This is a genomic window from Rossellomorea orangium (assembly GCF_019334305.1).
In the GTDB taxonomy this organism is placed as follows: domain Bacteria; phylum Bacillota; class Bacilli; order Bacillales; family Bacillaceae_B; genus Rossellomorea.
In genome coordinates this window covers 175,810-201,204 of sequence record NZ_JAHWGH010000017.1, presented here as the reverse complement: position 1 = coordinate 201,204, position 25,395 = coordinate 175,810, and the positions used below count along the sequence as shown (strand labels likewise).

The 25,395-nt window shown below is 42.4% G+C and carries 24 protein-coding genes; 20 read left to right on the top strand and 4 right to left on the bottom strand.

The genetic code is table 11. The features are described from left to right. The 15 genes from bshA (at position 1) to KYJ26_RS15640 (ending at position 15,077) form a co-directional block, all read left to right on the top strand. Positions 1 to 1,125 carry an N-acetyl-alpha-D-glucosaminyl L-malate synthase BshA gene (bshA, locus tag KYJ26_RS15710; RefSeq protein WP_219168324.1) on the top strand — a complete coding sequence of 375 codons (1,125 nt, stop codon included), beginning with the start codon at positions 1 to 3 and terminating at the stop codon, positions 1,123 to 1,125. Positions 1,126 to 1,175: 50 nt separating this feature from the next. Beyond that, entirely contained in the window at positions 1,176 to 2,372 is a 1,197-nt protein-coding gene (locus KYJ26_RS15705) for a CCA tRNA nucleotidyltransferase (RefSeq protein ID WP_219168323.1), read from the top strand. Then, on the top strand, positions 2,357 to 3,340 hold the full coding sequence (locus KYJ26_RS15700; protein ID WP_219168322.1) for a biotin--[acetyl-CoA-carboxylase] ligase: 984 nt from the start codon (positions 2,357 to 2,359) through the stop codon (positions 3,338 to 3,340). Before KYJ26_RS15705 ends, KYJ26_RS15700 begins: the two co-directional genes overlap by 16 nt. 275 nt (positions 3,341 to 3,615) lie before the next feature. After that, complete coding sequence (gene panB, locus KYJ26_RS15695) at positions 3,616 to 4,455, top strand: 3-methyl-2-oxobutanoate hydroxymethyltransferase (protein ID WP_219168321.1); 840 nt, start codon at positions 3,616 to 3,618, stop codon at positions 4,453 to 4,455. After that, positions 4,452 to 5,321: a pantoate--beta-alanine ligase gene (gene panC, locus KYJ26_RS15690; RefSeq protein ID WP_219168320.1), complete on the top strand. Its 870-nt coding sequence runs from the start codon at positions 4,452 to 4,454 to the stop codon at positions 5,319 to 5,321. The genes panB and panC overlap by 4 nt, the downstream gene beginning before the upstream one ends. Beyond that, positions 5,314 to 5,697, top strand: coding sequence for an aspartate 1-decarboxylase (panD, locus tag KYJ26_RS15685; protein ID WP_219168319.1), 384 nt, complete (start codon positions 5,314 to 5,316; stop codon positions 5,695 to 5,697). Before panC ends, panD begins: the two co-directional genes overlap by 8 nt. Before the next feature lie 108 nt (positions 5,698 to 5,805). Then, the gene (gene dinG, locus KYJ26_RS15680; RefSeq protein ID WP_219168318.1) at positions 5,806 to 8,598 is read left to right on the top strand and encodes an ATP-dependent DNA helicase DinG; all 2,793 of its coding nucleotides are present in this window, start codon (positions 5,806 to 5,808) and stop codon (positions 8,596 to 8,598) included. A gap of 76 nt (positions 8,599 to 8,674) precedes the next feature. After that, complete coding sequence (locus KYJ26_RS15675; protein WP_219168317.1) at positions 8,675 to 9,511, top strand: hypothetical protein; 837 nt, start codon at positions 8,675 to 8,677, stop codon at positions 9,509 to 9,511. A 150-nt stretch (positions 9,512 to 9,661) separates the two neighbouring features. Then, complete coding sequence (locus tag KYJ26_RS15670; protein WP_082051082.1) at positions 9,662 to 9,832, top strand: YpmA family protein; 171 nt, start codon at positions 9,662 to 9,664, stop codon at positions 9,830 to 9,832. A gap of 12 nt (positions 9,833 to 9,844) precedes the next feature. Further along, a complete protein-coding gene (locus tag KYJ26_RS15665; RefSeq protein ID WP_219168316.1) occupies positions 9,845 to 10,321 on the top strand; it encodes a cell wall elongation regulator TseB-like domain-containing protein in 477 nt (158 codons plus the stop codon). Positions 10,322 to 10,338: 17 nt separating this feature from the next. Then, positions 10,339 to 11,529 (top strand): pyridoxal phosphate-dependent aminotransferase, encoded by a 1,191-nt coding sequence (locus KYJ26_RS15660; RefSeq protein WP_219168315.1) that lies wholly within the window; start codon positions 10,339 to 10,341, stop codon positions 11,527 to 11,529. Between the two features lie 141 nt (positions 11,530 to 11,670). Next, complete coding sequence (asnS, locus tag KYJ26_RS15655; RefSeq protein ID WP_219168314.1) at positions 11,671 to 12,963, top strand: asparagine--tRNA ligase; 1,293 nt, start codon at positions 11,671 to 11,673, stop codon at positions 12,961 to 12,963. Between the two features lie 146 nt (positions 12,964 to 13,109). Beyond that, a complete protein-coding gene (locus KYJ26_RS15650; protein WP_219168313.1) occupies positions 13,110 to 13,820 on the top strand; it encodes a DnaD domain-containing protein in 711 nt (236 codons plus the stop codon). 85 nt (positions 13,821 to 13,905) lie between these two features. Further along, on the top strand, positions 13,906 to 14,562 hold the full coding sequence (nth, locus tag KYJ26_RS15645) for an endonuclease III (RefSeq protein ID WP_219168312.1): 657 nt from the start codon (positions 13,906 to 13,908) through the stop codon (positions 14,560 to 14,562). Beyond that, the gene (locus KYJ26_RS15640; protein ID WP_219168311.1) at positions 14,559 to 15,077 is read left to right on the top strand and encodes a YpoC family protein; all 519 of its coding nucleotides are present in this window, start codon (positions 14,559 to 14,561) and stop codon (positions 15,075 to 15,077) included. The genes nth and KYJ26_RS15640 overlap by 4 nt, the downstream gene beginning before the upstream one ends. A 53-nt stretch (positions 15,078 to 15,130) precedes the next feature. Here KYJ26_RS15640 and KYJ26_RS15635 read toward each other — a convergent pair whose 3' ends face one another. Both KYJ26_RS15635 and recU read right to left on the bottom strand, forming a co-directional pair. Continuing rightward, positions 15,131 to 17,815, bottom strand: coding sequence for a transglycosylase domain-containing protein (locus KYJ26_RS15635; RefSeq protein WP_219168310.1), 2,685 nt, complete (start codon positions 17,813 to 17,815; stop codon positions 15,131 to 15,133). Positions 17,816 to 17,918: 103 nt separating this feature from the next. After that, positions 17,919 to 18,527: a Holliday junction resolvase RecU gene (gene recU, locus KYJ26_RS15630; RefSeq protein ID WP_219168309.1), complete on the bottom strand. Its 609-nt coding sequence runs from the start codon at positions 18,525 to 18,527 to the stop codon at positions 17,919 to 17,921. Between the two features lie 114 nt (positions 18,528 to 18,641). Here recU and KYJ26_RS15625 point away from each other — a divergent pair, with 114 nt between their 5' ends. From KYJ26_RS15625 to KYJ26_RS15615, 3 genes are all read left to right on the top strand, one after another. Beyond that, positions 18,642 to 19,676, top strand: a complete 1,035-nt coding sequence (locus KYJ26_RS15625) for a DUF2515 family protein (protein ID WP_219168308.1) — start codon at positions 18,642 to 18,644, stop codon at positions 19,674 to 19,676. A 1,144-nt stretch (positions 19,677 to 20,820) separates the two neighbouring features. Continuing rightward, positions 20,821 to 21,075: a hypothetical protein gene (locus KYJ26_RS15620; RefSeq protein ID WP_219168307.1), complete on the top strand. Its 255-nt coding sequence runs from the start codon at positions 20,821 to 20,823 to the stop codon at positions 21,073 to 21,075. Between the two features lie 70 nt (positions 21,076 to 21,145). Next, positions 21,146 to 21,502 carry a YppE family protein gene (locus KYJ26_RS15615; RefSeq protein ID WP_219168306.1) on the top strand — a complete coding sequence of 119 codons (357 nt, stop codon included), beginning with the start codon at positions 21,146 to 21,148 and terminating at the stop codon, positions 21,500 to 21,502. 28 nt (positions 21,503 to 21,530) lie between these two features. Here KYJ26_RS15615 and yppF read toward each other — a convergent pair whose 3' ends face one another. Next, positions 21,531 to 21,713 (bottom strand): YppF family protein, encoded by a 183-nt coding sequence (gene yppF / locus KYJ26_RS15610; RefSeq protein WP_219168305.1) that lies wholly within the window; start codon positions 21,711 to 21,713, stop codon positions 21,531 to 21,533. A gap of 209 nt (positions 21,714 to 21,922) precedes the next feature. Here yppF and KYJ26_RS15605 point away from each other — a divergent pair, with 209 nt between their 5' ends. Next, positions 21,923 to 22,420: a YppG family protein gene (locus KYJ26_RS15605; RefSeq protein ID WP_219168304.1), complete on the top strand. Its 498-nt coding sequence runs from the start codon at positions 21,923 to 21,925 to the stop codon at positions 22,418 to 22,420. Between the two features lie 39 nt (positions 22,421 to 22,459). Here KYJ26_RS15605 and KYJ26_RS15600 read toward each other — a convergent pair whose 3' ends face one another. Next, on the bottom strand, positions 22,460 to 22,912 hold the full coding sequence (locus tag KYJ26_RS15600; RefSeq protein ID WP_219168303.1) for an Hsp20/alpha crystallin family protein: 453 nt from the start codon (positions 22,910 to 22,912) through the stop codon (positions 22,460 to 22,462). 211 nt (positions 22,913 to 23,123) lie between these two features. Between KYJ26_RS15600 and KYJ26_RS15595 the strand changes: the two genes are divergently transcribed. Then, positions 23,124 to 25,388: a DEAD/DEAH box helicase gene (locus KYJ26_RS15595; protein WP_219168302.1), complete on the top strand. Its 2,265-nt coding sequence runs from the start codon at positions 23,124 to 23,126 to the stop codon at positions 25,386 to 25,388. Positions 25,389 to 25,395: the final 7 nt, after the last annotated feature.

The window sequence follows — 25,395 nt, the reverse complement described above, 5'->3', positions numbered from 1 at the left end:
ATGAAGAAGTTGAAAATAGGAATAACCTGCTATCCTACAGTAGGTGGTTCCGGTGTCGTCGCAACGGAACTCGGTAAATTACTGGCTGAGAAAGGCCATGAAATACATTTTATTACCTCGAGCATCCCATTCAGATTGAACAAGATGTATCACAACATTTATTTTCATCAAGTAGAAGTAAGCCAGTATTCAGTCTTTCAATATCCCCCTTATGATTTAGCACTGGCGAATAAGATGGCAGAGATCACGGTACGTGAAAACCTGGACATCCTGCATGTGCATTATGCCATCCCCCATGCGGTATGTGCTATATTAGGGAAACAAATGTCAGGGAAGGATGTCAAAATCGTCACCACTTTGCACGGTACCGATATCACGGTACTTGGGTATGATCCGTCTTTGACCGGTGCCATTCGTTTTGGCATTGAGAAGTCGGATGTCGTGACGGCGGTTTCTTCAGCCCTTGTGAAACAAACCAACGATTTGATTCAACCTGATAAAGAAATACAAACGGTTTATAATTTTATTGATGAGAGGGTCTACAAAGAAGTAGATTCGCGTCATCTTAGAAGCGAATATGGAATCAAAGATCATGAAAAAGTCATCATCCATGTCTCGAACTTCCGTGGTGTAAAAAGGGTGACCGATGTGGTCGCCTCTTTCCACTTGATCCAAGAGGAAATCCCTGCCAAGCTTCTCCTTGTAGGGGACGGACCTGAAATGACGCTCATATGCAAACAGGTAAGAGAACTTGGATTAGAGGATCGGGTCCTCTTCCTTGGAAAGCAAGACAATCTGGAAGAACTCTACTCAATCAGTGATATCAAGCTTTTACTGTCAGAAAAAGAGAGTTTCGGCCTTGTTGCACTCGAGGCGATGGCTTGCGGTGTTCCGAGTATTGGTACAAATGTAGGTGGAATTCCTGAAGTCATCGAGGATGGGTACAATGGATTTATCTGTGAAATCGGCAACGTCAAACAGGTAGCAGCGAGATCACTTCAATTGCTGAAAGATGATCAACTCCATAATACATTATCAATAAATGCTCTTCATACGGCCAGGACGAAATTCCACTCCAGCAAAATTGTTGAACAGTATGAAAGAATATACAGAGATCTTTTATGAGCAGACCAGTCTCCGTCATTAATACGATGACAATAAAGCAGGTGTTATAAATGTTACCAAGCATATTTCAACAAGCGGTACCCGTTCTCAGAAAACTAGAAGAGGCAGACTTCGAAGCCTACTTTGTTGGAGGCTCTGTGAGGGATTATTTCCTGGGCAGGACAATAAACGATGTAGATATAGCCACTTCTGCCTATCCTGATGAAGTGAAGAGGATTTTCCAAAAGACGTTTGACATCGGGATTGATCATGGAACGGTCCTCGTCATGGAAGAAGGCAGGGAGTATGAAATCACCACGTTTAGAACCGAATCTTCCTATACTGATTATAGAAGGCCGGACAAAGTGGAATTCATCCGTTCACTTGAAGGTGATTTAAAGCGTCGGGATTTTACCATGAATAGTATGGCCATGGATGGGGTTGGTCAAGTGGTAGATCCTTTTAATGGAAAAGAAGATATACATAATAAGTTGATTCGGACCGTGGGCTCACCCGCATCGAGATTTTCTGAGGATGCCTTGCGTATGATGAGGGCAGTCCGGTTCGTCAGTCAATTAGGGTTCACAGTCGAGCACTCAACATTAGATGCCCTTTGCGAGCACTCCGGTCTACTGGAACATATAGCAGTGGAAAGAAAGACGGCGGAGTTTGAAAAGATCCTGGGAGGTAAGTGGAAGGAAGAAGGATTGAAACTTCTAGTCCACACGAACCTTTATAGGGAGCTCCCCGGTATAAGCAACTTTCATGCTGAGCTTCTGAAGTTAACCGAACTTCACCAATTGGATAGATTAGACCAACATCAGGCATGGTTACTTTTACTCTATTATATGGGAAATGAAGATCTTCAAGGTTTTTTGAAAACTTGGAGACTTCCTACTAAAACGATCCATTCCCGTTCTAAAGAATTAGCCATCCTAAAGGAGAGAAAGACAACCGGATGGACAAAGCATTTACTGTATCGTGCAGGGCTTGATGCCGCGCTTAATGTGGAAGCAGTATATGGGTGTTTGGACCCTTCAGGGAGTGTTTCATCAGAAGAATTAAAGAAGCAATTCAATCAGCTTGTGATCACATCCAGGCAGCAGCTCAACGTAACCGGTCATGATCTGATGGCATGGTCGGCAAAACAGGGAGGTCCCTGGATCAAAGAACGATTATCTGAAATTGAAAGGAATATTGTCAATGAAACAGTACCCAATGATAAAGAAGAGATAAGGAGGTGGCTCGAAACATGCAGTCGACTATAAGGAAAAAAGTCCTTCAAGCCCTATTTGAGTCAGATCAGGAATTTTTATCAGGGCAGGCTCTTGCGGATTTTGCAGGCTGTTCAAGAACAGCGATTTGGAAACATATTGAAGAGCTTCGTAAAGAAGGCTTTGTTCTGGAAGCTGTAAGAAAAAAAGGATATCGCATCATTGAAACCCCCGACGGTGTCACAGAAAGTAAAATCCGTCTTGGTCTAAAGACTCGTACGTTAGGGACCGTCATCCATTATGAAGAATCTGTCCCTAGTACTCAGCGGATCGCACATACCCTTGCAAGTGATGGGGCCGAAGAAGGAACTTTGGTTATTGCGGATGAACAGACAGCAGGAAGAGGCAGATTGATGAGGGAGTGGCACTCGTCAAAAGGAACTGGTATTTGGATGAGCCTGATATTAAAGCCTCTCCTCCCGCCTCAAAAGGCACCTCAATTCACACTAATCGCAGCCGTGGCTGTTGTCCAGGCAATCGAGGAAGTAACGGACCTTCATCCTCAAATCAAATGGCCGAATGATATACTCATAGATGGAAGGAAAGTAACAGGTATCCTGACGGAGCTCCAAGCCGAATCGGATAAAATCAATTCGATCATTATCGGTATCGGAATGAATGTCAATCAGACAAAGGAACACTTCCCTGATGAGATTCAAAGAATAGCAACGTCTCTTTCCATCGAACAGGGAAAAAGCCTATCAAGATCTGAACTGGTTCAAAGGCTTCTCGAACGTTTAGAGTCTTTGTACTCTCTATATATGAAAGAAGGGTTCACCCCCATCAAGCTTTTATGGGAGAGCTATGCCATCAGTATTGGGAAGAAAATCCGGGCAAGAACCATTAATGGAACCATTGAGGGCAAGGCGCTAGGAATTACGGAGGATGGAGTCCTTAAGATCGAGGATGCTGATGGAACCATCCATCAGATATACTCTGCCGATATTGAAGTAAATATATAATTTACAGCGGGATGGAGACAAAACCTGTACTTCCATCCCGCTGTTTTATGATATAATCTCATTGGGCAGTATCGTAAGAACTGCACCTGTAAAATGAAGCATGTTTAGAATACTATTTCTGCCTTGATCCATTATGGACTGGGACAGAGGGTCGAAACCATGATGTCAAACACTTATGATCCTTCTGTCATTTTAACAGGAGGTTTTTTTATGTTTATAATGAAAGTGCTTTCATGAACGTTTCGTCACCTCTGACTGAAAAGAAGGAGGATAATATGAAACAAACTACAGATTTTCTTAAGATGAAGAATGAAAAAGAGAAGATTTCCATGGTCACCGCGTATGATTATCCAAGTGCCAAATTAGCAGAAGAAGCGGGAATCGATATCATTTTGGTCGGAGACAGCCTGGGGATGGTCGTTTTAGGTTATGAGTCTACAGTACTCGTGACGATCGATGATATGATTCATCACACCAAAGCTGTAAGAAGAGGGGCAACAAACACCTTCATCGTAACGGATATGCCGTTTATGACGTACCACTTAACGAGAGAAGAAACCCTGAAATCGGCTGCAGAGATTCTCCAGCGGGGAGGAGCACATGCCGTTAAGGTCGAAGGGGGAGCCCATGTTATCGATCGTATTCAAGACCTGACCGGTGCGGGAATTCCCGTGGTGGCTCATCTAGGATTGACTCCACAATCTGTAGGCGTTCTTGGAGGATATAAAGTACAAGGGAAAACGGCAGACACGGCACGGAAATTGATTGACGACAGCATAAAATGTGAACAGGCGGGTGCTTTTGCCCTCGTGCTCGAATGTGTACCGAAGCAAATCGCACAGGAGATATCGGAAGCGTTAACGATACCGACGATCGGAATCGGTGCCGGAGTTGAAACAGATGGTCAAGTGCTGGTCTTTCATGACCTTGTCACTTATGGGGTAAACCGTGTGCCCAAGTTTGTCAAACAATATGGAAATGCCTCTGAAGTCATTCATAACAGCTTAACAAGTTATATAGAAGAAGTGAAGGGTAAGAGCTTCCCGACTGATGGACATTCCTTTTCCATGCGGGATGAAGAACTTGATTCCCTGTATGGCGGGTTGAAAAAATGAACGTCATAACATCTATTGGTGATTTGAGACTGCATATAGATCATTTAAAGAATACTGGAACAACGATAGGATTCGTCCCTACCATGGGGTTTCTCCATGAGGGGCACTTGACTCTGGCAAAAGAAGCCAGGGTCAACAATGAAATCGTCGTGATGAGTATCTTTGTGAATCCACTTCAGTTTGGACCGAACGAAGATTTTGACCGCTACCCCCGGGATGTTGACAGAGACACAGAGTTAGCAAGGAAGGCTGGAGTCGATATCCTCTTCATTCCAGAAGCGGCTGACGTTTACAGGGGAAAACAGTCAGTGACAATGAGCGTGAAAGAGCGTGTTGATGTACTGTGCGGTCGGAAGCGGGAAGGTCATTTTGATGGGGTGGTTACCGTCCTGACAAAATTATTTCATCTCGTGCAGCCTACCAGAGCTTACTTCGGCCAGAAGGATGCCCAGCAAGTTGCGGTCGTAGAAGGACTGGTAAGTGAATATTTCTTTCCCGTGGAAATCGTAAGGGTCCCTACCGTTCGGGAAGAGGATGGGCTTGCCAAGAGCTCTAGAAATGTCTATTTATCTCCTAAAGAAAGAGTAGAAGCCCCTTTTCTCTATCGAAGTTTGAAAGCAGCAAGAAAGAGTATTGAAGATGGAGAGCGGAACCCATCTGTCATTACAAAGAAAATTTCAGATGATATTCAAGGTCGTACTTCAGGGACCATCGATTATGTGGAAGTGTATTCCTACCCGGAGCTTGAAGAACTGGAGCGACTGGAAGGTGACATCATCATAGCTTTGGCCGTCCAATTCCAACAGGCAAGGTTAATAGATAATATAATCATCAGTGTAGATTCGGAGGAGGATTTAAATGTTTAGAACGATGATGAGTGGAAAAATTCATAGAGCGACTGTAACGGAAGCCAATCTTGATTACGTGGGGAGCATTACCATCGATCAGGATATCTTGGATGCTGTCGGAATGATGGCTAACGAAAAGGTTCAGATCGTCAACAACAATAACGGTGCCCGCCTGGAGACCTATATCATACCAGGGGAAAGAGGAAGCGGCGTCATCTGTTTGAACGGAGCAGCTGCAAGACTCGTTCAAAAAGGTGATATCGTGATCATCATTTCGTATAAACTGATAGCTGAGGAAATGGTACATGACCATATCCCGAAAGTGGCCATCATGGGAGAAAATAACCGCGTGATTGATATGATCGGAACAGAACCTGAAGCGACAATATTATAAGAGATGGGCAAGTCTTCTAATTTTGGAATAGGAGACTTGCTTTTTTGTTTATGGTACACTTATTTAGAAAATCATAAGAGTAGGATCTAAATAAAGGCAGTGAATAACATGTACCCATATAAATTGGTAGTCATCGACTTGGAAACAACAGGAAATTCTCCAAAAAAGGGAGAAAAAATCATTCAACTATCAGCGGTCATTATTGAAGGCGGTAAGATCATAGATCAATTCACGTCATTTGTATCACCTGGAAAACCCATTCCTGTGTTTATTGAAGAATTAACGGGGATCAACGATGAAATGGTGAAGGGTGCACCAGCCTTTCATGAAATAGCACCTAAAATTCTTGAGCTTTTGGATCATGGTGTCTTTGTGGCCCATAACGTTCAATTTGATCTTTCCTTTCTTCAGGCAGAATTGGAAGAAGCGGGATACAATCCATTTACGGGACCTGCCTTTGATACTGTGGAATTAGCAAAGGTGGCTTTGCCATCCGCGGACAGCTTTAAACTGACGGAGCTTTCCAATTCATTGGAGCTAAGTCATGTAAGACCTCACCAGGCTGACAGTGATGCTTTTGTGACAGCTGAAATTCTTCTATATTTTATCGAAGAACTTTCAAAGCTCCCATTGGTCACCCTTGAAAAGCTTTGCAAGCTATCGAAACACTTGAAGAGTGACCTTGATTTGTTGTTTGACAGCATTGTGATAGAGAAACAAAAACATATAGAGGATCTTTCTGATGAATTAGAGGTTTATCGTGGCCTGGCCCTGCGAAAGAAAAGCCATTTTGTGACATCCGATGAAGCTCGTCATTTTCATGAACCCGATATAGAGGAACATCTGGCACAACATGTACCTTTCTACGAAAAAAGAGAGCAGCAAATGGAAATGATTCATGAAATCACCCGTGCATTTCATGATTCGAAGCATATAGTCATCGAAGCTGGCACCGGGGTTGGGAAATCACTTGGTTACTTATGGCCCGCCGTCATGTTTGCCAAGAGTAACAAGGAAAAAGTGGTCATCAGTACATATACGATTCAATTACAAGAGCAATTACTTCATAAAGAAATTAAGTTATTGGAGAAAATCAGCCCAATTCCATTCAGGACCGTTCTCTTGAAGGGGAAGAATCATTACATCAACCTGTTCAAATTCGAGCAATCCCTCAGGGAAGATGAGTCACAGTACGATGTGGTCCTGACAAAGATGCAGATTCTGGTATGGCTGACACGGACTGAGTCCGGCGACATGGATGAACTGAACCTCACTTCAGGAGGGCAGTTGTTCTGGAATCGTCTAAAACATGATGGATGGCACCTGGCTCATACGAAAGATCCATGGGTCGGGAAGGATTTCTATCTTTCAGCGCGAAAGAACGCACAGGAAGCGGATATCATCATCACGAATCATTCTATGCTTCTGACGGATATGGTGAGGGAGAGCAGTATGCTGCCTGCATATGAGTATTTAGTGATTGATGAAGCTCATCATTTGGAAAAGTCAGCAAGACAACATCTGGGGATTATCATGGATTATCTCTCCATTAAGTTTAACACTTCCCAATTAGGGACACTGGACCACAAGCAATTGTTTTACCGTCTGGATCAGCTTCTCACCAGTCACTCGGTGGATTTGGGTACACATGCCTTTGAACTGGATGCGAAAATTGGACAGTTTTATATGGACTTGGAAGAAGCCATTTCTGTATTGACAAGTGTATTCTATAAGAAGGCAAAAAAGAGAACGGGGATACAAAAAATCCAGCTGCGCATTACCGATGAAATGAAAAAGAGCAGTTATTGGCAGCCGGTCGTCATGTCGATGGAACGTGTGATTTCAGGAATGAAGTACGTAGAAAGAGAGTTCCAACAGGCGTTGGATACCATCAAGGAAAAGAAAATCAAACTCCTTGATAAAGAAAAAGCCTTGATTGAAGAATTCTTCAGCTTTTTAGTGGATTGGACAGAATTGAGAACGAATTTTCAAACGGTGTTCTTGAATAAACTGAACAACCACGTTCTCTGGCTGGATGGGGACACAAGATCGTTGCCAAACAGTCTTTCTATTCAATCGCAGCCGATTACCGTCGACCAGGATCTCCAGAGTGAGATTTTCGTCAAAAAGAAAAGTGTGGTGCTGACATCTGCTACCCTGACCGTCAGTGGATCTTTCAATTATTTCTTGAATGAGATAGGTCTTATCGATAAGGGTGTAAAACAGCTTCAGCTTACCTCTCCTTTTGATTATAATGAGGTTTCCAGGCTTTTCATTCCAACGGATGTACCTGAAATCCAACAGGTTCAAAACGAAGAATACATTGAAGCCATTAGTTCCCATCTAATAGGGGTCGCACAAGCGACTAAGGGTCGAATGCTCATTTTATTCACTTCTTACGATATGTTAAGGAAAACGTATGAGCTCATGAAAGAAAGTGGCTTATTAGAAGAATATGTGTTGATGGCCCAGGGGATCACTTCAGGTAGCCGTACCCGCCTGACGAAAAACTTCCAACGCTTCGAAAAGGCGATTTTATTTGGGACGAGCAGTTTCTGGGAAGGGGTGGACATTCCAGGAGAGGACTTATCCTGTCTTGCCATGGTGAGACTTCCGTTTTCCCCGCCGGATGATCCTGTCAATCAGGCCAAATCGGACATCCTCAAAGCACAAGGGAAGAATCCCTTTTCCGCTCACTCTTTACCTGAAGCCATTATACGCTTTAAACAAGGGGTGGGAAGGTTGATAAGAAGGAGCAGTGATCGTGGTATCGTGATTGTATACGACCGTAGAGTGATGACAACAAGATATGGAAAAGCTTTTCTACAATCGATTCCTTCGATGGAAGTCAAAGAAGGAGACTTGGTTGACTTGGTGTCTTTGATCGATGATTGGCTCTGAATCCATTTAAACTTCAGTGATAAAATCTCTTCTTTAACACAACCTAAAGAGTAGATGTGAAACTGGAGGACTGTGAATGAGAGTGATTATATCAGTAATGCTGTCTTTTCTCCTGATCAATTCCAATGCTTATGGAGTGAAAGTCCCCAAGGTGAATTTACATGTGTCACATGAAGAGTATGCGATTAGTTTCCTCCCTGTTCAAAAAGGGGAGGTCGCAGTACTACATTTGCCTTCAGGGGATCATTATATGATCAATACGGGGAGTTTTCAGGAACGCAATCAACTTTATTATTACTTTAATCAAATTCATATAGACAACATTAAGGGCATAATCATCACTGAGAAAAGTGAAGTGGATGAAAGAATGATTGGTGAATTGGTGAAAAGGTTCAGGATAAAAGAAATTGTGGCAGGGAAATCCCTTGAATCGTATATTCCTCAACAATTTTCACCGATCGTTCATACCATTCAAGAGGACGACACCTACACTTTTTCTGATGAATTAGCCATGAGGGCAGTTCATGACGGAAATGAGAAAAGAGAAGGGCTGGACTTTTCCATCAGCTTTTTTCACCATCGTTTTCTCTGGCTGAGCTCACAATCTCCTCATTCTGAAGGGGTGCTGCTAATGAAACCCCTGAAAAATGTCAACATCGTTAAAATACCGGTCCATTCTAAATCAGAAGGCATGTCTCACCGTCTTCTGGAGCATGTTGATCCACAAACCGCCATTCTTTATCGCTCGAAAGAAAGACTTCTTAATGGTGATATGCTTGAGGCGATCAACGAAGCGTGGATTGATCTCTACTTAACGGGTCAACATGGATTGATTGCAGTGAAATTTAACAAAAGAAATTATGAGGTCCTCACATTTGATCAGGAAGATGGCGTGTTCAAGGATGAAGGGTAAATGCAAGGAGGCTGACAGTTCAGCCTTCTGCATTCGAAATCCCGATCGATTTTTGTGATAACCCCTACCATGGTGGCCCCTTATGTTGTTATAATATGTGTAGAGTTTTCTTTACTTGTAAGTAAGGCTGGAGATAAAAGGAGGAGCAACATGGAAAGTCGCATTGAAATTCTTTCCACCGTTCGTATTGAATATACGGATAACTTATATAAAGTGGTTGATACACTAAATAGAACGTTAAAAAAAGATGATTATATGTTTGGTTTAGCTTTAGATCCGGAAGATCAAAATCAAGCAGTTTTAACAATTTATCGTACATAAAGAGTGATTGTAATGAAAAAAGTGATAACCATTGTAGTAATATCATTCATCGTCATTGGAGTAGCTTCTTCAGTCCTGATATATCAAATATCCCGAAATCCACTCGATCAAGAGGCAGATATGGCCTTAAAACGGGTCAAAGACGAAACAGCTATTGTTAAAGTAGAGAACACAAGCTTCTATAATGGCTCTAAATCCTATGTGGTCGTAACCGGTGAAAATAACAAAAATGAAAAGCTGGTTGCATGGGTCCCTAAAAAGAAAGGGGATATAATTGAGAAAAAATGGGCTGATGGCATTACAAAAGATCAGGCGATCAATAAACTAAAAGATGAAAAGAAACCGAAAGAATTATTATCAGTCCGCTTAGGATACGAATCGGTCGGGCCCGTATGGGAAATGACCTACTTAGATCAACAAGAGAATCTAAACTATTATTATCTGCTGTTTTCTACCGGAGAGTGGTGGAGGAAAATTGAAAATTTATGATCAGGGGGAAAACGTCAATGAAATTCACATTAGCTGAAAGAGTCAGTGCATTAACACCATCAACGACATTAGCAATCACGGCTAAAGCGAAAGAGATGAAGGCACAGGGAATCGATGTCATCGGTTTGGGTGCGGGTGAACCAGACTTTAATACACCTGAACATATCATTCAGGCTGCATATGAGTCCATGACGGAAGGTCATACCAAATATACTCCATCAGGCGGAATGGCAAAATTGAAGGAAGCCATCATCCATAAATTCGAAACAGATCAAAAGCTGACTTATCAATCATCTGAAATTATTGTGACCAGTGGCGCGAAGCATGCCCTTTATACATTGTTTCAAGTCCTGTTAAACGATGGAGATGAAGTCATCATCCCTACTCCCTATTGGGTCAGCTACCCTGAACAAGTGAAGCTTGCCGGAGGGGTCCCGGTGATTGTGGAAGGGAAAGAAGAAAATGCCTACAAAATCACTCCACAACAGCTGAAAAAATCAATCACATCAAAAACAAAGGCCGTCATCCTCAACACACCAAGTAACCCTACAGGTATGCTATATTCCCGTGAGGAACTTAAGGATATCGGGAATGTTTGCTTAGAAGCGGGCATTATGATCGTGTCGGATGAAATTTATGAAAAGCTGGTTTATGGTGGAAACACACATACTTCCATTGCTGAATTGTCCCCGGAACTAAAAGAACAAACCATCGTGATTAACGGAGTATCTAAATCCCATTCCATGACGGGGTGGAGAATCGGCTATGCGGCAGGTAACGAAGGGGTCATCAAGGCCATGACCAATCTTGCCAGCCATTCTACATCAAATCCTACTACAATCTCACAATTTGGAGCTGTCGCTGCCTATTTAGGGGATCAGAAGCCGGTAGAGGATATGAGGAACTCTTTTGAAGAGCGACTGAACATTGTGTTTGATAAGCTGAACAATATTCCTGGATTTCATTGCTTGAAGCCTCAAGGTGCTTTCTATCTTTTCCCGAATGTATCGGAAGCCGCAAAGAAAACAGGCTATAGCAATGTGGATGAATTCTCTAAAGCCCTTTTGGAAGAGGCAAAGGTAGCAGTCATCCCCGGATCAGGTTTCGGATCGGAAAACAATATCCGTCTGTCTTATGCCACAAGCCTTTCAGCCCTAGAGAAAGCAATCGAACGCATGCACGATTTTGTTGTCAGCAAAAGTAAATAAGTACAGGTTTGCAGACCGTATACCGGTCTGCATTTTCCTTAAAATCATCTCGTTTTACTCTATCTATTGCGACGGGATAACGGTAAATGTATAATAAAGAACGATACATAAGCGTCTTAGTTTTTTTGGAGGGAAAAAATCGTGAAAACTACTATATCTCAAGTAAGTAAGTTTGTTGGTGAAGAAGTAACCATCGGTGCATGGCTCGCCAACAAACGTTCCAGTGGAAAAATTGCCTTTCTCCAGCTTCGTGACGGAACAGGATTCATTCAAGGTGTCGTCGTCAAAAGTGAAGTGGAAGAAGAAATCTTTCAAAAAGCAAAATCATTAACACAAGAAACATCACTATATGTAACAGGAACGGTTTCTGAAGATTCCCGTTCACCGTTCGGATACGAGCTGCAGGTGAAAAGTGTTGAAGTCATCCATGAAGCTGTTGATTATCCGATCACACCAAAGGAGCATGGAACAGAATTCCTTATGGACCACCGCCACCTTTGGCTTCGTTCACGCAAGCAGCATGCAGTGATGAAAGTGCGTAATGAAATCATCCGCGCTACATACGAATTCTTCAATCAAGAAGGATTTGTAAAGGTGGATCCACCAATCCTAACTGGAAGTGCTCCTGAAGGAACGACTGAATTATTTGCCACGAAATATTTCGAGGAAGATGCGTATCTTTCCCAAAGTGGTCAGCTTTATATGGAAGCTGCAGCTATGGCATTGGGGAAGGTATTCTCATTCGGACCTACATTCAGGGCGGAGAAGTCGAAGACCCGTCGTCATCTGATCGAATTCTGGATGATCGAGCCTGAAATGGCATTCTACGATTTCAAGGATAACCTGGAAGTTCAGGAACAGTATGTGTCATATATCGTCCAATCAGTACTGGATAATTGTAAGCTTGAATTAGATCGTCTGGGAAGAGATACATCTAAGCTGGAGCAGATCAAAGCCCCATTCCCTCGCATCACATATGACGATGCACTGAAATTATTACATGAAAAAGGTTTTGATGATATCGAATGGGGTGATGACTTCGGTGCCCCTCATGAGACAGCCATCGCTGAAAGTTACGACAAGCCGGTATTCATCACCCATTATCCGACTTCTCTAAAGCCTTTCTATATGCAACCTGATCCGGATCGTGATGATGTAGTACTTTGTGCAGACTTAATCGCTCCTGAAGGGTATGGAGAGATCATTGGTGGTTCAGAGCGTATCCACGATGCAGAGTTGATGAAGCAGCGCATTGAAGAGCACGAGCTCGCTACAGACGCATACAAGTGGTACCTGGAGCTAAGAGAATATGGATCCGTTCCTCATTCCGGCTTCGGTCTTGGACTCGAAAGAACAGTAGCCTGGATCAGCGGAGTAGAACACGTAAGGGAAACCATCCCATTCCCGCGTCTATTGAACCGTTTATATCCATAATAAAATCAAAAGAGCTGGCGGAATTGCTAAAGCAATCCTCGCCGGTTCTTTTGATTATGATCTGGTTTTTTCCATCTTTCTTCTAATCCGTAACCATGTCCACATATATTGAATCATGATATACTAATGAATGAGGTGTACTGAATATGGATTATAAACGTTTAATGGTGTCCTGGATAGAAGAGGGGACACTGAACATTCCGCAATTATTATTATCAAATTACCATACACTGGGATTAAATGAATCAGAGTTTGTACTGCTTCTTCATATTTATGGTCATTTGGAAAAGGGAAACTATTTTCCGACCCCTGAAGAACTTTCCATGCCGATGAGTATTTCCAGCGAATTTTGTTCATCCCTTTTACGAAAGCTCATTCAACAGCAGTTTTTATCAATTGAAGAAGGATCATCTGCAGATGGCATTCTATTTGAGAAGTACTCCCTGAATCCCCTATGGGAAAAGTTGGCGGAATTCGTCATACAGGATTCAAAGATGAAACAAATGCAGCAATCAATGGAAGAAGAGGCAGACATCTATACAACATTCGAACAGGAATTTGGTCGTCCTCTATCTCCCTTGGAATGCGAAACACTTGCCATGTGGCTGGATCAGGATGATCATAATGCAATTATCATTAAAGCAGCTTTAAGGGAAGCGGTCATATCAGGAAAGTTGAACTTCCGATATATTGACCGGATTCTGTTTGAATGGAAGAAGAATGGCGTGAAAACCATTGAAGATGCACGAAGTCAAAGCCAGCGCTTCAGATCCCACCAGAAGCCGGCCGCTACCAATGAGTCTGCATCTTCCCCGAAACGGAAATCTGTTCCATTCTACAATTGGCTTGAGCAATAAAATGATCAAAGGGGACTGCACCTGTCTGTGTCAGTCCCTTTTTATTTGATACATATCATTCATTTTGCAGGAGGTAGTAGGTAACATGTTAAATAAAAAACAGATACAGATATGCCTTGATGAAATGAGGGAAATGTTCCCGGATGCTCACTGTGAACTACGTCATGACAACCCATTCGAGCTGGTCATTGCTGTCCTTCTTTCGGCACAGTGCACGGATGTCCTTGTCAATAAAGTCACCAGGCATTTATTTGAGAAATATAAACGGCCGGAAGACTATCTGTATATCACGTTGGAAGAACTTCAACAAGACATACGCTCCATCGGTCTGTATCGAAACAAAGCAAAAAACATCCGAAAATTGTGTGAGATTCTCCTAACAGAGTATGGAGGAGAAGTACCGGAGAGTCATGAAGAGCTAGTGAAACTTCCCGGTGTCGGAAGGAAGACGGCGAACGTTGTGGTGTCTGTTGCCTTTGGAATCCCTGCTTTGGCCGTTGATACACATGTTGAAAGGGTGAGTAAAAGGCTTGGGATCTGCAGATGGAAAGACAGCGTCCTGGAGGTAGAAAAAACGCTGATGAAGAAAATTCCACGGGAAGAATGGTCCGAGACTCATCATCGCTTAATCTTTTTCGGCCGGTATCATTGTAAGGCGCAATCTCCTCAGTGCGAGGTTTGTCCATTGGTGGACCTGTGCAGGGAAGGTCAAAAAAGATTGAAGAAAAAGGGCGACATATGAGTGGTACTGTCTTCAACATCCCAAGAGAATTAAGCGATCCTTTTTTCTTTTCCGTTGACGATACATTAAAGATCGATGAATCGCAATTCGAACCTTGTAATCCTCTTTTCGCATTTGAGATTCTTTATTATAACGGCAGGAGTGAGGATGCTATGCCCTGGATGGTTCAAAGGGCATGGGTAAATGACTTGATCAAGGAATGGAAAAAAGAAGAGGAGCATATGAAGGCATTGTTTAAAGGACGGTCTAGAGATATTTCGGATTTGATGAGAAGAAGTATTGGTCGGTTTTATATACTTTTATATTGGAGCAATAAACAGCCGGTGAATTTGAACAATTGGGAGACTAGAGTTGAACGCTTTTCTTTAAAGCCTGTTAATGTAGTTGAACGGTTAACTTTCATTAGGGGTAATCCGGCACTCTATCATTCATATATTCAGCTGGTTCAGCTTTTTGAGGAACAGCATAAACAATATGCCAAGTACCTGGCGTTAAATCAATCAGCAAAAAAATAAGGCAACGGGAGAATTCTCCCGTTGCCTTATTTTTATTCTTATCTTCCTGGCTCTTATTGAGTGGCTGGTGTCCCAGTACCATCACCGGTGCCGGTTCCAGTACCTTCACCAGATCCTGTGCCGCCGGTACCATCGCCGGTGCCATCACCGGTGCCGGTATCTCCGCCTGTTCCACCGTCACCGGTTCCGTCTCCTTCAGGTGGTGTGGTGGTACCATCATCTCCACCGGTATTTCCACCATCGTTACCCGAATTGCCTCCGTTACCGTTGCCTTGACCATTGCCATTGCCCTGGTCGTTACCATTACCTTGATCGTTATCATTGTTTCCTTCATTATCTTCTTCCGTATTTCCTTCTTCCTTTTCATCCGATTTTACGTCTACGTTCACGGATGCGGGGTTACTTCGTTGGTCACCAGAAATGGCTACTACTTCGAAGCTGAAGGTACCTTCGGATTGAATATTTTCGACATTTAATCCTTTTTTATCTGTAGTGGTCAGGACTTGTTTCCCTTCACCATTGATGGATACGGAAACTTCGAACTGTACGTCTTTTTCTTTACCGTAATCCCATGAAAGGGTGATGGTCTTATCCTTTTTATTGAATTTGCCTTTCAGTTTGGAAGGTGCATCAATCTTATCGAACTCTTTGGAAACCTTGGAAGGTTCCGTGCCTTTGACAAATAACTCTGTGATGATTCTGTCATCCGGCGTATATTCACTTGGCAGTCTTGCAGGGTCGCTTCCGATTTCCACCTTCGATTCAACGACGCTGTCAGGTTTTTTGAAATCAGGTGTATCGACACCATCGTGCACGTAGCTCATCAGATCGCTGACGATATATTGTGCGACATGACGATCGCTCGGTGAAAGCGGGATGGATTGTGTCTTGTATCCTGTCCAAACGGCTGCCGTATAATTGGTCGTGTATCCTACAAACCATGAATCAGGTGCATCGGTTTTAGCAATACCATATTTATCCCGTTCTTTTTGAGAATAATTCGTTGTACCTGATTTCCCTGCCATCGGTAATCCAGGAACTTTAGCAAATTTACCAGTTCCCTGCGGGTGATCGATGACGCTTTTCAGCATGTCGGAAATCATGTAGGCCGTGTATCCCTTCATGGCAGGCTTAGGCTTATTGTCATTCTTGATTTCAGTTTCACCATCGCGCAGAACGACTTTCGTTACAGTGTGAGGCTTATTATAAACCCCTTCGTTACCGAAAGCGGCATAGGCACCGGCCATTTGAACAGAGTTCACACCAGGTGAAACACCGCCGATTGATGCAGATTCATAATAATGATCAAACTTCAGTCCAAGTCCGTTGACGAAGTCTGCGGCTTTCTCAGCTCCAACTGCCTGGAACGCTTTCAGTGCCGTGATATTTCGGGAATCCCATAATCCTTCACGGATGGTGATCGGCCCTTTGAATCGTCCATCATAGTTATTGATTTCAGTGCCGTTTGAATATTCATACGGTTCGTCTTTTAAAATATGATACGTGGACCACTGTAAATGTTCAATGGCAGGAGCATAATCAAGCAAAGGCTTGATGGTTGATCCCGGCTGACGCTTGGAGTCGATGGCGAAATTGAATCCACGCTTCACATTTGGATCCTGCTCGCGTCCTCCACCGATCGCCCGTATTTCCCCTGTCTTCGTATCAAGGAGTGTGACCCCGGCCTGCATCGGTTCTTCAGCAGCATCAGGGTAGCTGAAGCTGGTGTTTTCACCGGCAAGGATCTCTTCCAAACGTTTTTGGGCATTCGGGTCGACCGTCGTATAAACTTTTAATCCATCAGAATATAGGTTATAGTCTCCCATTTTCTTCACTTCATCAATGACCGCATCCACGAAAGCAGGATACTTATCCTGCTTTTTCTTTTCTAAATCTTCTGCAGATACCAATCCTTTCGTGATGGGAATCGCTTGTGCTTCTTCTTTTTGTTTTTCTGTGATTTTACCGTGCTGAGCCATTAAAGAAAGGACAATATTACGTCTCTTTTCTGCCTTTTCAGGAAAATCGAATGGATTATAATTATTTGGACTTTGTGGAAGTCCAGCAATTAAAGCCGCTTCATTCAGTTTGATATCTTTGATGTCTTTCCCATAGTAATAATCGGCTGCTGTTGCCATACCGTTAATGCCATCAGACATGTAAACTTTGTTGAAATACATTTCAAAGATTTCTTCCTTGGTATATTCCTGCTCGAGCTTTAGGGCAAGCCACGCTTCCTGGGCTTTCCTCTTGAGGGTCTTTTCCGGGCTCAGGAAAGATCCCTTGATGACCTGCTGTGTTATGGTCGAAGCACCTTCGGAACCAAAACCACCGGTCACATTGGCAATGACGGCCCCGCCTAAACGGATTAAATCAAGCCCATTATGCTTGTAGAAACGGTTATCTTCTGTTGCAATGACCGCGTCCTGCATCACCTGAGGGATATCCTCGAAGTTTGCATACTCCCGGTTTTCTTCCCCTACAGAGGTGATCAGGTCTCCGTTCATATCATAAATTTCAGATGCAATCGGATCTTTCAGTAATTTTTCATCAAGCTTAGGGGCACTTGATGCGTAATAGGCGAATAGCCCTGCACCTGCAAGCATCCCGACGATCCCGATAATAAATAATGATATAATGACGCGCTTAACCAAAGAGCCTTTTTTCTTGCCCTTAGTGGATTTTGACTTCTGTTGGGCCAGGCGTTTTTCTTCCCTTGACTTATATTGACCAGCCATATTGTTTCCTCACTTTCAATCTTCTGTGTTTTTAGTATTGTCTAAGATTAAAAATATACTACTCATAATGAGATAAAATATAGATTAACTCATTTTTCTTAAACTAAAAATATAACTGATGGACTATTTTTAAATAATCGACCCTTGGATGGAGCCCCAACGGGATGGAGAAACCAGTCTCTTCCATTTCTTCCCGCTTGATTGATTTTCTTCCGCCACCTGCCATGCGGTCCCAATAAATCCGCAATGCTTCATAAGGGAGGAGGAACACTTCTTCTGATAATGAAAACCTTATGAGTACGAAGGTAATGCCTTCCTGCTTATGGACGTTCTCCATGTGATGGATCTGGTGCTCATGGAAATTTTTTAGAGGGAAGGATGTCTTATTTTTCGTTTCCTTCGCTTCAAAATCAATATACCTGCCTTTGTAGACCCCGTTGAAGTCTGTCGTTGAAGGCTGCTTGAAATACGCTTCCTTAATGACCGCGGCACTCCTTGATGGGTAGTGAACATCGACAATCTGGACAGGGGTCGGTTTCTTATGAATGACCGCTTTCTGAAACGTCAGATAATATTGGTTCGTTTCATTGATATCTTCTTCCAGTGTCATACCTCTGTTGCTATAAGATATTTGTTTCGGTTTTACTTTAGTTTTTTTTGAGGGTAATGTCGCTTCCACATATTTCTTTCCATTCGGATAATGGAATTTCATGGTAATTCACCTCGCAGACTAATCTATATCATAACAGAAACCACTCCATTTTGTGTGAATAATTGTTTACAAATCTCCTCATTCTAGGACTAGAGGAGAAAGGGGGATAAAAGGATGAAAAAATTCGGCAATACTTATCGCTTTTTACCCTATATACCTGAACATAAACGTAAAAATGAATGGATTGATGATGTAACTCATCTTGTGAATACATACAATAAGGATAATATAACGCGCACGAATGCTTATCAAACATTCTTTCACCTGCACCCTGAGGTAAAGTGGTCTTTCCTCGCTTCTATGGTATCACGGAATGCAGGATGGAATATGACTGACCTAAAGGGGGATACCTTCCCTAAGATTTTATGTGATGATACATGCAATCTCCTTTTTAGGACTTATGAAAGGGCGAATTGGAGTATTTTTCAGGATGCTTTTCCGCAACTCCTTCTCTATCATTATTCGACGATATATAAGAAGAAAATGTTTCACTTATCCGAGGACTTTCATGTTTCGAAGTTTATGGAAGAGGAATGGAACAGATTTTGGGAAGAGGGAGATGAGAAACGACTGGTTCAGTCCCTCATCATTAATGAGCAGCACCTCATACAGGGGCCGGTCATCGAACAAGACCCCTACAAGGGAAAGGTGTTCAGTACAGCTCTCTTCTTTATGGAAGATCACTTGCATTTCAGTTCCGTCCTATTCCCTACTTTACAAGGAGAGCTTTATGGGGCAAGCGTACATGGTTTTCGTAAGGTAGAGAATAGAATCAAGCTTGGTAACCTTCTATTCGAAATCTTATTTCACCCTGACTATCATCGTGATTTCCTTGAGTTTGCAGAAAGAGTTGAGCACACTGGATCCAGGGCGGATTATGAGACATTCTGTCAGTATGTCCATGGGACGGATACACCCAATCTACAACAAGCCTATAATGTGATTTCCCATGATTGGAAGGAACGGGATGATTGGTCAATGAACACAGAAATCAAAGATGATTGGTACAATCATCAGTCGCTTCCAAGTGATATCATTTTGACAGACTGGTTTGTGAATAAGCAGAGACAGCTGAGGAATTTAGCTGCTGTAAAAGGAGCTTTCAAATGGATTTGGCCCTGGGGAAAGGAAAAAAAGAGGAGGGCATAGTGACATACAGTTTGAAGTCCTTTTTCTAGTTGACGTTATATAAAAAAGTAGAACTCGCCGCTTTGTGAAATGGCGAGTTTCGTCAATTAGGGATATAGAATCTATTTGATTAAATGTGGTACGGTTGAGCTTAAACTTTTATATAAGAAGTCTTGCCCTTTGATAAGCGGAAATTTTCCTGTTATTTTCAATCTGGAACCTGTTTTGGGCATAAATAAGCGGAGATTTTCCGCTTACATACAGAAAGATCACCCATTTTTTTATTATTTGAACAAATAGGCGGAATTTTTCCGTCTATTTCAGCCTTCTTTTTATAATAATAATGATTAAGCGGAATTTTTCCGTCTATTTATTAGCTCAGGCGCCTAGACCCTCGAGGGCAAAAGTCAAACTACCCAAAAACGCAAATAACGCCTTTCTGGGTGTGGGTGGTTCGCCTTATGCTTGTCGGGTCTGAACGAGCCGCCTCCGCTTTTGATTAGTCCAGCTACGGGGCTTAGAGGCTCGAGGTCATAAGTCAAGAACACCAAAAAGGCAAAAGGCGCCTTTCCGGTGTTCTCGCCTTATGCTTGTCGCCTCTTAGCAAAGCCCCTCCGCTTTCTAATTTAGTCCAGCTCCGGCGGCTAGACCCTCGAGGTCACAACTGAAAAATCCCATAAGGCAAAAAACGCCTTTTGGGATTTCCCAGTTGTGCTTGTCGGGTCTGAACGAGCCGCCTCCGCTTTTGATTAGTCCAGCTACGGGGCTTAGAGGCTCGAGGTCATAAGTCAAGAACACCAAAAAGGCAAAAGGCGCCTTTCCGGTATTCTCGCCTTATGCTTGTCGCCTCTTAGCAAAGCCCCTCCGCTTTCTTAAGTCGCGGGTCTGTTTTCCCCTTCGAGTTTAGGGTTGCCTTTTGATGCTTTGGTTTCGGTTGGTTGTTTTTTGGTTTGTTTGTTATTTTGATTCTTCATTGAGAAACACCTCCACCCATAGTATTTTGAGTTTTTCTTTGTTTTATTCAGGTACTGTCGAAACATATGATGCCGGATGTCCTATTTCCACTTTCTTTGGCGAAACGCTTCTAGTTTTGTCAGGGGAGGAGGGAAAGGGATATGTACGGAGAATTACTGTATTAATCCAAAAAAAAGGTGGGAGGATTCACATGCTTCCAAAACAAGATATTATGTTAAAGTTGGCGGAAATCGAAGAAAGCCTTAATCAATTGGAACAAAGTCTGCATGATCGTATTTCCGTGGAAGAGCAGGAAGGATTGAGTGGGCTGTCGGATCAAATACAGAAGGTGGAAGGCCGGTTAAGCGCTGTCGAACGGAAAACAGGTACAAAAACGGGTCTGATAAATAATAGAGAAAAGTCTTATGTCTTACAAAAACTTGAATTATCTTTTAAGACGTCTTAAACTGACTTTATAAGAAAGTAGCACAGTGCTACTTTTATTTTTTGTCTATTTTTTGCATGGAGGGCTTTGTTTGAAAGAATTGAAACAAGTAACGGAAGAACTTCTCTTGCTGGTCGAGAAGATGATGAGTGAATATAAAAGCAGGCGGGAGTCAGGTGAAAAAGGAGACTTTTACACTGAAGTGAAGCCTTTTGCAGATGAAGTGAAAGACAAGAATGATCGTTGGAAAGAGGGTTCCCTGAGCTGGATTAAAGACTCCAAGCCTAAACACCTCCACTTGCCTCAGATTATGAACACCTTCGATAATATTGAGATGTTATCGGTTCACTGTTTTTTTCCGGAGTCGAGTTATAACCGGTTCATCAGTCATTACCAATCTGTATCATATGTTCTCGGGACTCAGCTCGATGAACTGAAAGAAAAATAAGAGGCTGCCATTTGGGGCAGCCTCTTTCTTATGGAGTTGAAATGGCATTTTCTTCTACTGTATTGATCTGCTTCGCTAACTCTTTGTAGTGGAGAAAGGAAATCTCATTCGAAATATAAAGTTTTTTGGCCAGTGTAAGAAGTTCTTGTTGATCGGTTGCTTGATACTGTTTACTGCTTTCATATCTTTTCAGCAATTGATTAAGGTCCATCTTGATTCCTCCCGATACTTATATTTCATAAGACGATAGCTTTGCATCTACATTTATCCTATCATAGAAAACCCTTTCTTTAAGTTGTAAGAATAGTGTAACTTCCGACATTCTTCTTAGAGTTTGTCGAAAGATCTTTATGGGTGTTTTCACCATTATTTACGTTGATACATAATGTATAGTAACCACTAAATGTAGGGGGGCTAAGTATGAATTCTTCACCTTATTCGAGACAGGTCCGATATCAACCGTATCCGTATTACCATTCTCCGCCTGCGAATATGGGGCCGATGATGAACTATCCTGTACAGGGGATGAGACCACCGAATTATGGTCCTTATCAAGCTAATTACTTACCACAGCCGGATGGGCCATATTCCGGTGCCGGGGGTCAGATGAACCAATATCAGCAGATGAATCAGTCGCAGCAGATGAATCCATATTTTGAAAATCCTCTTCAACAGAAAGAATACAATCCTTACCAAATGAAGGCAATGGAACAACAAAACTATGCTAATCCTTATCCGAAGGCATCATTTATGGCGAAACCATCTTCCGGTGGGGTAAGCGGCATAATGAATTCCTTTAAATCCCAGGACGGATCGTTAGATTTCAATAAAATGATGAATACTACAGGGCAAATGATGGGTGCTATTAATCAGGTGTCTTCTCTTGTCAAAGGATTAGGCGGGATATTTAAATTCTAGACCAAAAAGGAGCTGCACTTCCCGCAGCTCCTTTTTCATTTATTCAATTTGTATTCGCTTCCCTGATTCCTTGTTCACTTTTACTGATAATAAACCATCTTTATAAGAAGCTTTTACATTCTTTTCATTCACGACCGTTGGAAATGGAACGGTCCTACTGCTTTTGCTTATGGATTGCTTCCTTTTGATTGTCTGGTGCTTTTCATTTTCTTCTGAATATACTCCTTTATTGGTCACTGATATCGTGATGTACTGAGGGAACACATCCAGTTGTATCTGCTCTTTATTTACACCGGGAAGTTCTGCAGTAACAACATAATGATCATCTGTTTCAGTCATTTTTACCGGGAATGAACCAAAAGGATTAGCAGAAGATGTAAAGAACTCATCGATACTTTGTAACATTCCTTTCATCGGTCTTTCATGAAAAAATTCATTCATGGAATGCATCAGGTCACCAAACCCTTTTCTGTTTGAAGAATCGTTGGACATTGATATGCTCCTTTCAGGCAAACGTATTCATATTAGTGTATGAATGGCTGATTAATATGTGCATCTGTCCTATACAATCAAGGAACCACCGAAATAAATGGTAGTTCACTCTACTTCATTTCGGTTCATTAATGAAAGGAAATGAAAAAACACTAGTTTTCCTTTAGTTTCGAACATAGATTCGGTAAAATGAGTAAGAGAGGTGATAAGAATGTTTAAGAAAAACAACCTTCAACAATTGATAGAGATTTTTAAAAATGACCAGAATTTCAACAAACAGATTGCTCATTGGCATACCATTGATGAAAAACCGGCACAATTGGTAGACCTGCCAAATGAAATAGATGAAAGAATAAAAAAAGCCTTGAATAAGAGGGGGGTCGAAAAGCTTTATACCCATCAAAAATCAGCTTTTCAGCTTGCTATGGAGGGGCACAGCTTCACTGCCGTCACGCCGACTGCGTCTGGAAAGACGCTTTGTTATAATCTTCCTGTACTTCAAACCATCATGGACAACCCGGATGCACGGGCTTTATACATCTTTCCTACCAAGGCACTGGCACAGGATCAGAAAAGTGAGTTGAACGAGATTATACAAGAGGCAGAGGTTTCCATCAATAGCTATACATATGACGGGGACACTTCTGCTAATATCCGTCAAAAGGTAAGAAAAGCCGGGCATATTGTCATTACGAATCCCGATATGCTTCATTCAGCCATTCTTCCACATCATACGAAGTGGGTGTCGCTATTTGAAAATCTTAAATACGTCGTTATTGATGAACTTCATATTTATAGAGGGGTATTTGGATCCCACGTCAGCAATGTGATCAGAAGGTTGAAGAGGATTTGTGAATTTTACGGTGCTTCACCCATTTTCATCTGTACATCGGCAACAATCGCTAATCCGAAGGAGCTTGCTGAGCATCTAACCGGCGATGACATGAAATTAATAGACAATAATGGGGCACCAAGTGCAAAGAAACACTTCGTATTCTATAATCCCCCTATCGTCAATAAACCGCTGAATATTCGCCGAAGCGCCACCCTCGAGGTGAGAAGGATCGCTTTAGAACTATTGAAAAATAAAGTACAAACCATCATTTTTGCGAGAAGCAGAGTCAGGGTGGAAATTATCCTTACGTATCTACAAGATTTAGTGAAAAGTCAATTAGGAGCGAAATCGATCAGGGGTTATCGGGGGGGATATCTTCCGACACAGCGAAGAGAGATTGAAAAAGGTTTGAGAAATGGGGAAATATATGGTGTTGTTAGTACAAACGCCCTTGAATTAGGTGTAGATATCGGCCAATTGCAAGTTTGCATCATGACTGGGTATCCAGGGACGATCGCAAGTGCTTGGCAACAGGCTGGCAGAGCCGGCAGACGACATGGAGAGTCTCTCGTCATCATGGTGGCAAGTTCCAGTCCCCTTGACCAATTCATTATCGAGCATCCAGATTATTTCTTTGAGCAAACCCCCGAAACGGCAAGGATCAATCCTGATAATTTAATCATTCTTATCGATCATATTAAGTGCGCAGCCTATGAACTGCCTTTTAGAGATGGCGAGCAATTTGGCCAGCATGAAATTGAAGATATATTGGAATTTCTCGTAGAAGAAAGAGTCGTCCATAAAAATGGAGATAAATGGTATTGGATGAACGATGTGTTTCCAGCTCATAACATAAGCCTTCGTTCAGCTTCTCAGGAGAATGTCATCATCATCGATCAAACGGATATCTCTGCTGTGAAAGTCATTGGGGAAATGGACCGTTTCTCTGCCATGACCCTATTGCATGATGAAGCAATCTATTTACATCAGGGAGTTCAGTTTCAAGTAGAGAAACTGGATTGGGAAGAAAAAAAGGCATTTGTAAGGGAAGTGGATGTGGACTACTTTACGGATGCGAACCTGGCTGTACAATTAAGGGTGCTGGAAACAGACAAAGTGAGGAAATCAGAGATGTTTGACGTAGCATTCGGGGATGTGACCGTTCAAGCGATGGCAACGATTTTTAAGAAAATAAAATTTGATACACATGAAAATATCGGATCTGGTCCGATTCATCTTCCTGAAGAGGAATTGCATACGAGCTCCAGCTGGATTTCATTAAAAGATGCTGACTCTTTCAGTCAGGAACGACTTGAAGAAGGGCTGATCGGGGTATCCCAAAGCCTGAAATCTATCATTCCGTTATTTGTCATGTGCGACCCAAGCGATATTTTCGTAGTCCCGCAAATCAAGGCTGCCCATAATGAACAGCCGACTATCTTTATATACGACCGCTACCCGGGCGGAATCGGGCTCAGTGAAAAAGTGTATGAACAATTTGAGAAGATTCTCCATGAGGCATCTTCCATGATTGAGCGGTGCCCCTGTCAAAGCGGCTGCCCTTCATGCATAGGAATGGAGCATTCCCTCCACACGGCCAAACTGGATTCATTAAAGCTCCTTCATCTTTTCCTTCAATAATGGAAGG

Bases quoted from the DNA above. Each gene is read 5' to 3' on its own strand.
- bshA (WP_219168324.1), top strand. From the start codon at position 1: ATGAAGAAGTTGAAAATAGGAATAACCTGCTATCCTACAGTAGGTGGT.
- KYJ26_RS15705 (WP_219168323.1), top strand. From the start codon at position 1,176: ATGTTACCAAGCATATTTCAACAAGCGGTACCCGTTCTCAGAAAACTA.
- KYJ26_RS15700 (WP_219168322.1), top strand. From the start codon at position 2,357: ATGCAGTCGACTATAAGGAAAAAAGTCCTTCAAGCCCTATTTGAGTCA.
- panB (WP_219168321.1), top strand. From the start codon at position 3,616: ATGAAACAAACTACAGATTTTCTTAAGATGAAGAATGAAAAAGAGAAG.
- panC (WP_219168320.1), top strand. From the start codon at position 4,452: ATGAACGTCATAACATCTATTGGTGATTTGAGACTGCATATAGATCAT.
- panD (WP_219168319.1), top strand. From the start codon at position 5,314: ATGTTTAGAACGATGATGAGTGGAAAAATTCATAGAGCGACTGTAACG.
- dinG (WP_219168318.1), top strand. From the start codon at position 5,806: ATGTACCCATATAAATTGGTAGTCATCGACTTGGAAACAACAGGAAAT.
- KYJ26_RS15675 (WP_219168317.1), top strand. From the start codon at position 8,675: ATGAGAGTGATTATATCAGTAATGCTGTCTTTTCTCCTGATCAATTCC.
- KYJ26_RS15670 (WP_082051082.1), top strand. From the start codon at position 9,662: ATGGAAAGTCGCATTGAAATTCTTTCCACCGTTCGTATTGAATATACG.
- KYJ26_RS15665 (WP_219168316.1), top strand. From the start codon at position 9,845: ATGAAAAAAGTGATAACCATTGTAGTAATATCATTCATCGTCATTGGA.
- KYJ26_RS15660 (WP_219168315.1), top strand. From the start codon at position 10,339: ATGAAATTCACATTAGCTGAAAGAGTCAGTGCATTAACACCATCAACG.
- KYJ26_RS15650 (WP_219168313.1), top strand. From the start codon at position 13,110: ATGGATTATAAACGTTTAATGGTGTCCTGGATAGAAGAGGGGACACTG.
- nth (WP_219168312.1), top strand. From the start codon at position 13,906: ATGTTAAATAAAAAACAGATACAGATATGCCTTGATGAAATGAGGGAA.
- KYJ26_RS15640 (WP_219168311.1), top strand. From the start codon at position 14,559: ATGAGTGGTACTGTCTTCAACATCCCAAGAGAATTAAGCGATCCTTTT.
- KYJ26_RS15635 (WP_219168310.1), bottom strand. From the start codon at position 17,815: ATGGCTGGTCAATATAAGTCAAGGGAAGAAAAACGCCTGGCCCAACAG.
- recU (WP_219168309.1), bottom strand. From the start codon at position 18,527: ATGAAATTCCATTATCCGAATGGAAAGAAATATGTGGAAGCGACATTA.
- KYJ26_RS15625 (WP_219168308.1), top strand. From the start codon at position 18,642: ATGAAAAAATTCGGCAATACTTATCGCTTTTTACCCTATATACCTGAA.
- KYJ26_RS15620 (WP_219168307.1), top strand. From the start codon at position 20,821: ATGCTTCCAAAACAAGATATTATGTTAAAGTTGGCGGAAATCGAAGAA.
- yppF (WP_219168305.1), bottom strand. From the start codon at position 21,713: ATGGACCTTAATCAATTGCTGAAAAGATATGAAAGCAGTAAACAGTAT.
- KYJ26_RS15605 (WP_219168304.1), top strand. From the start codon at position 21,923: ATGAATTCTTCACCTTATTCGAGACAGGTCCGATATCAACCGTATCCG.
- KYJ26_RS15600 (WP_219168303.1), bottom strand. From the start codon at position 22,912: ATGTCCAACGATTCTTCAAACAGAAAAGGGTTTGGTGACCTGATGCAT.
- KYJ26_RS15595 (WP_219168302.1), top strand. From the start codon at position 23,124: ATGTTTAAGAAAAACAACCTTCAACAATTGATAGAGATTTTTAAAAAT.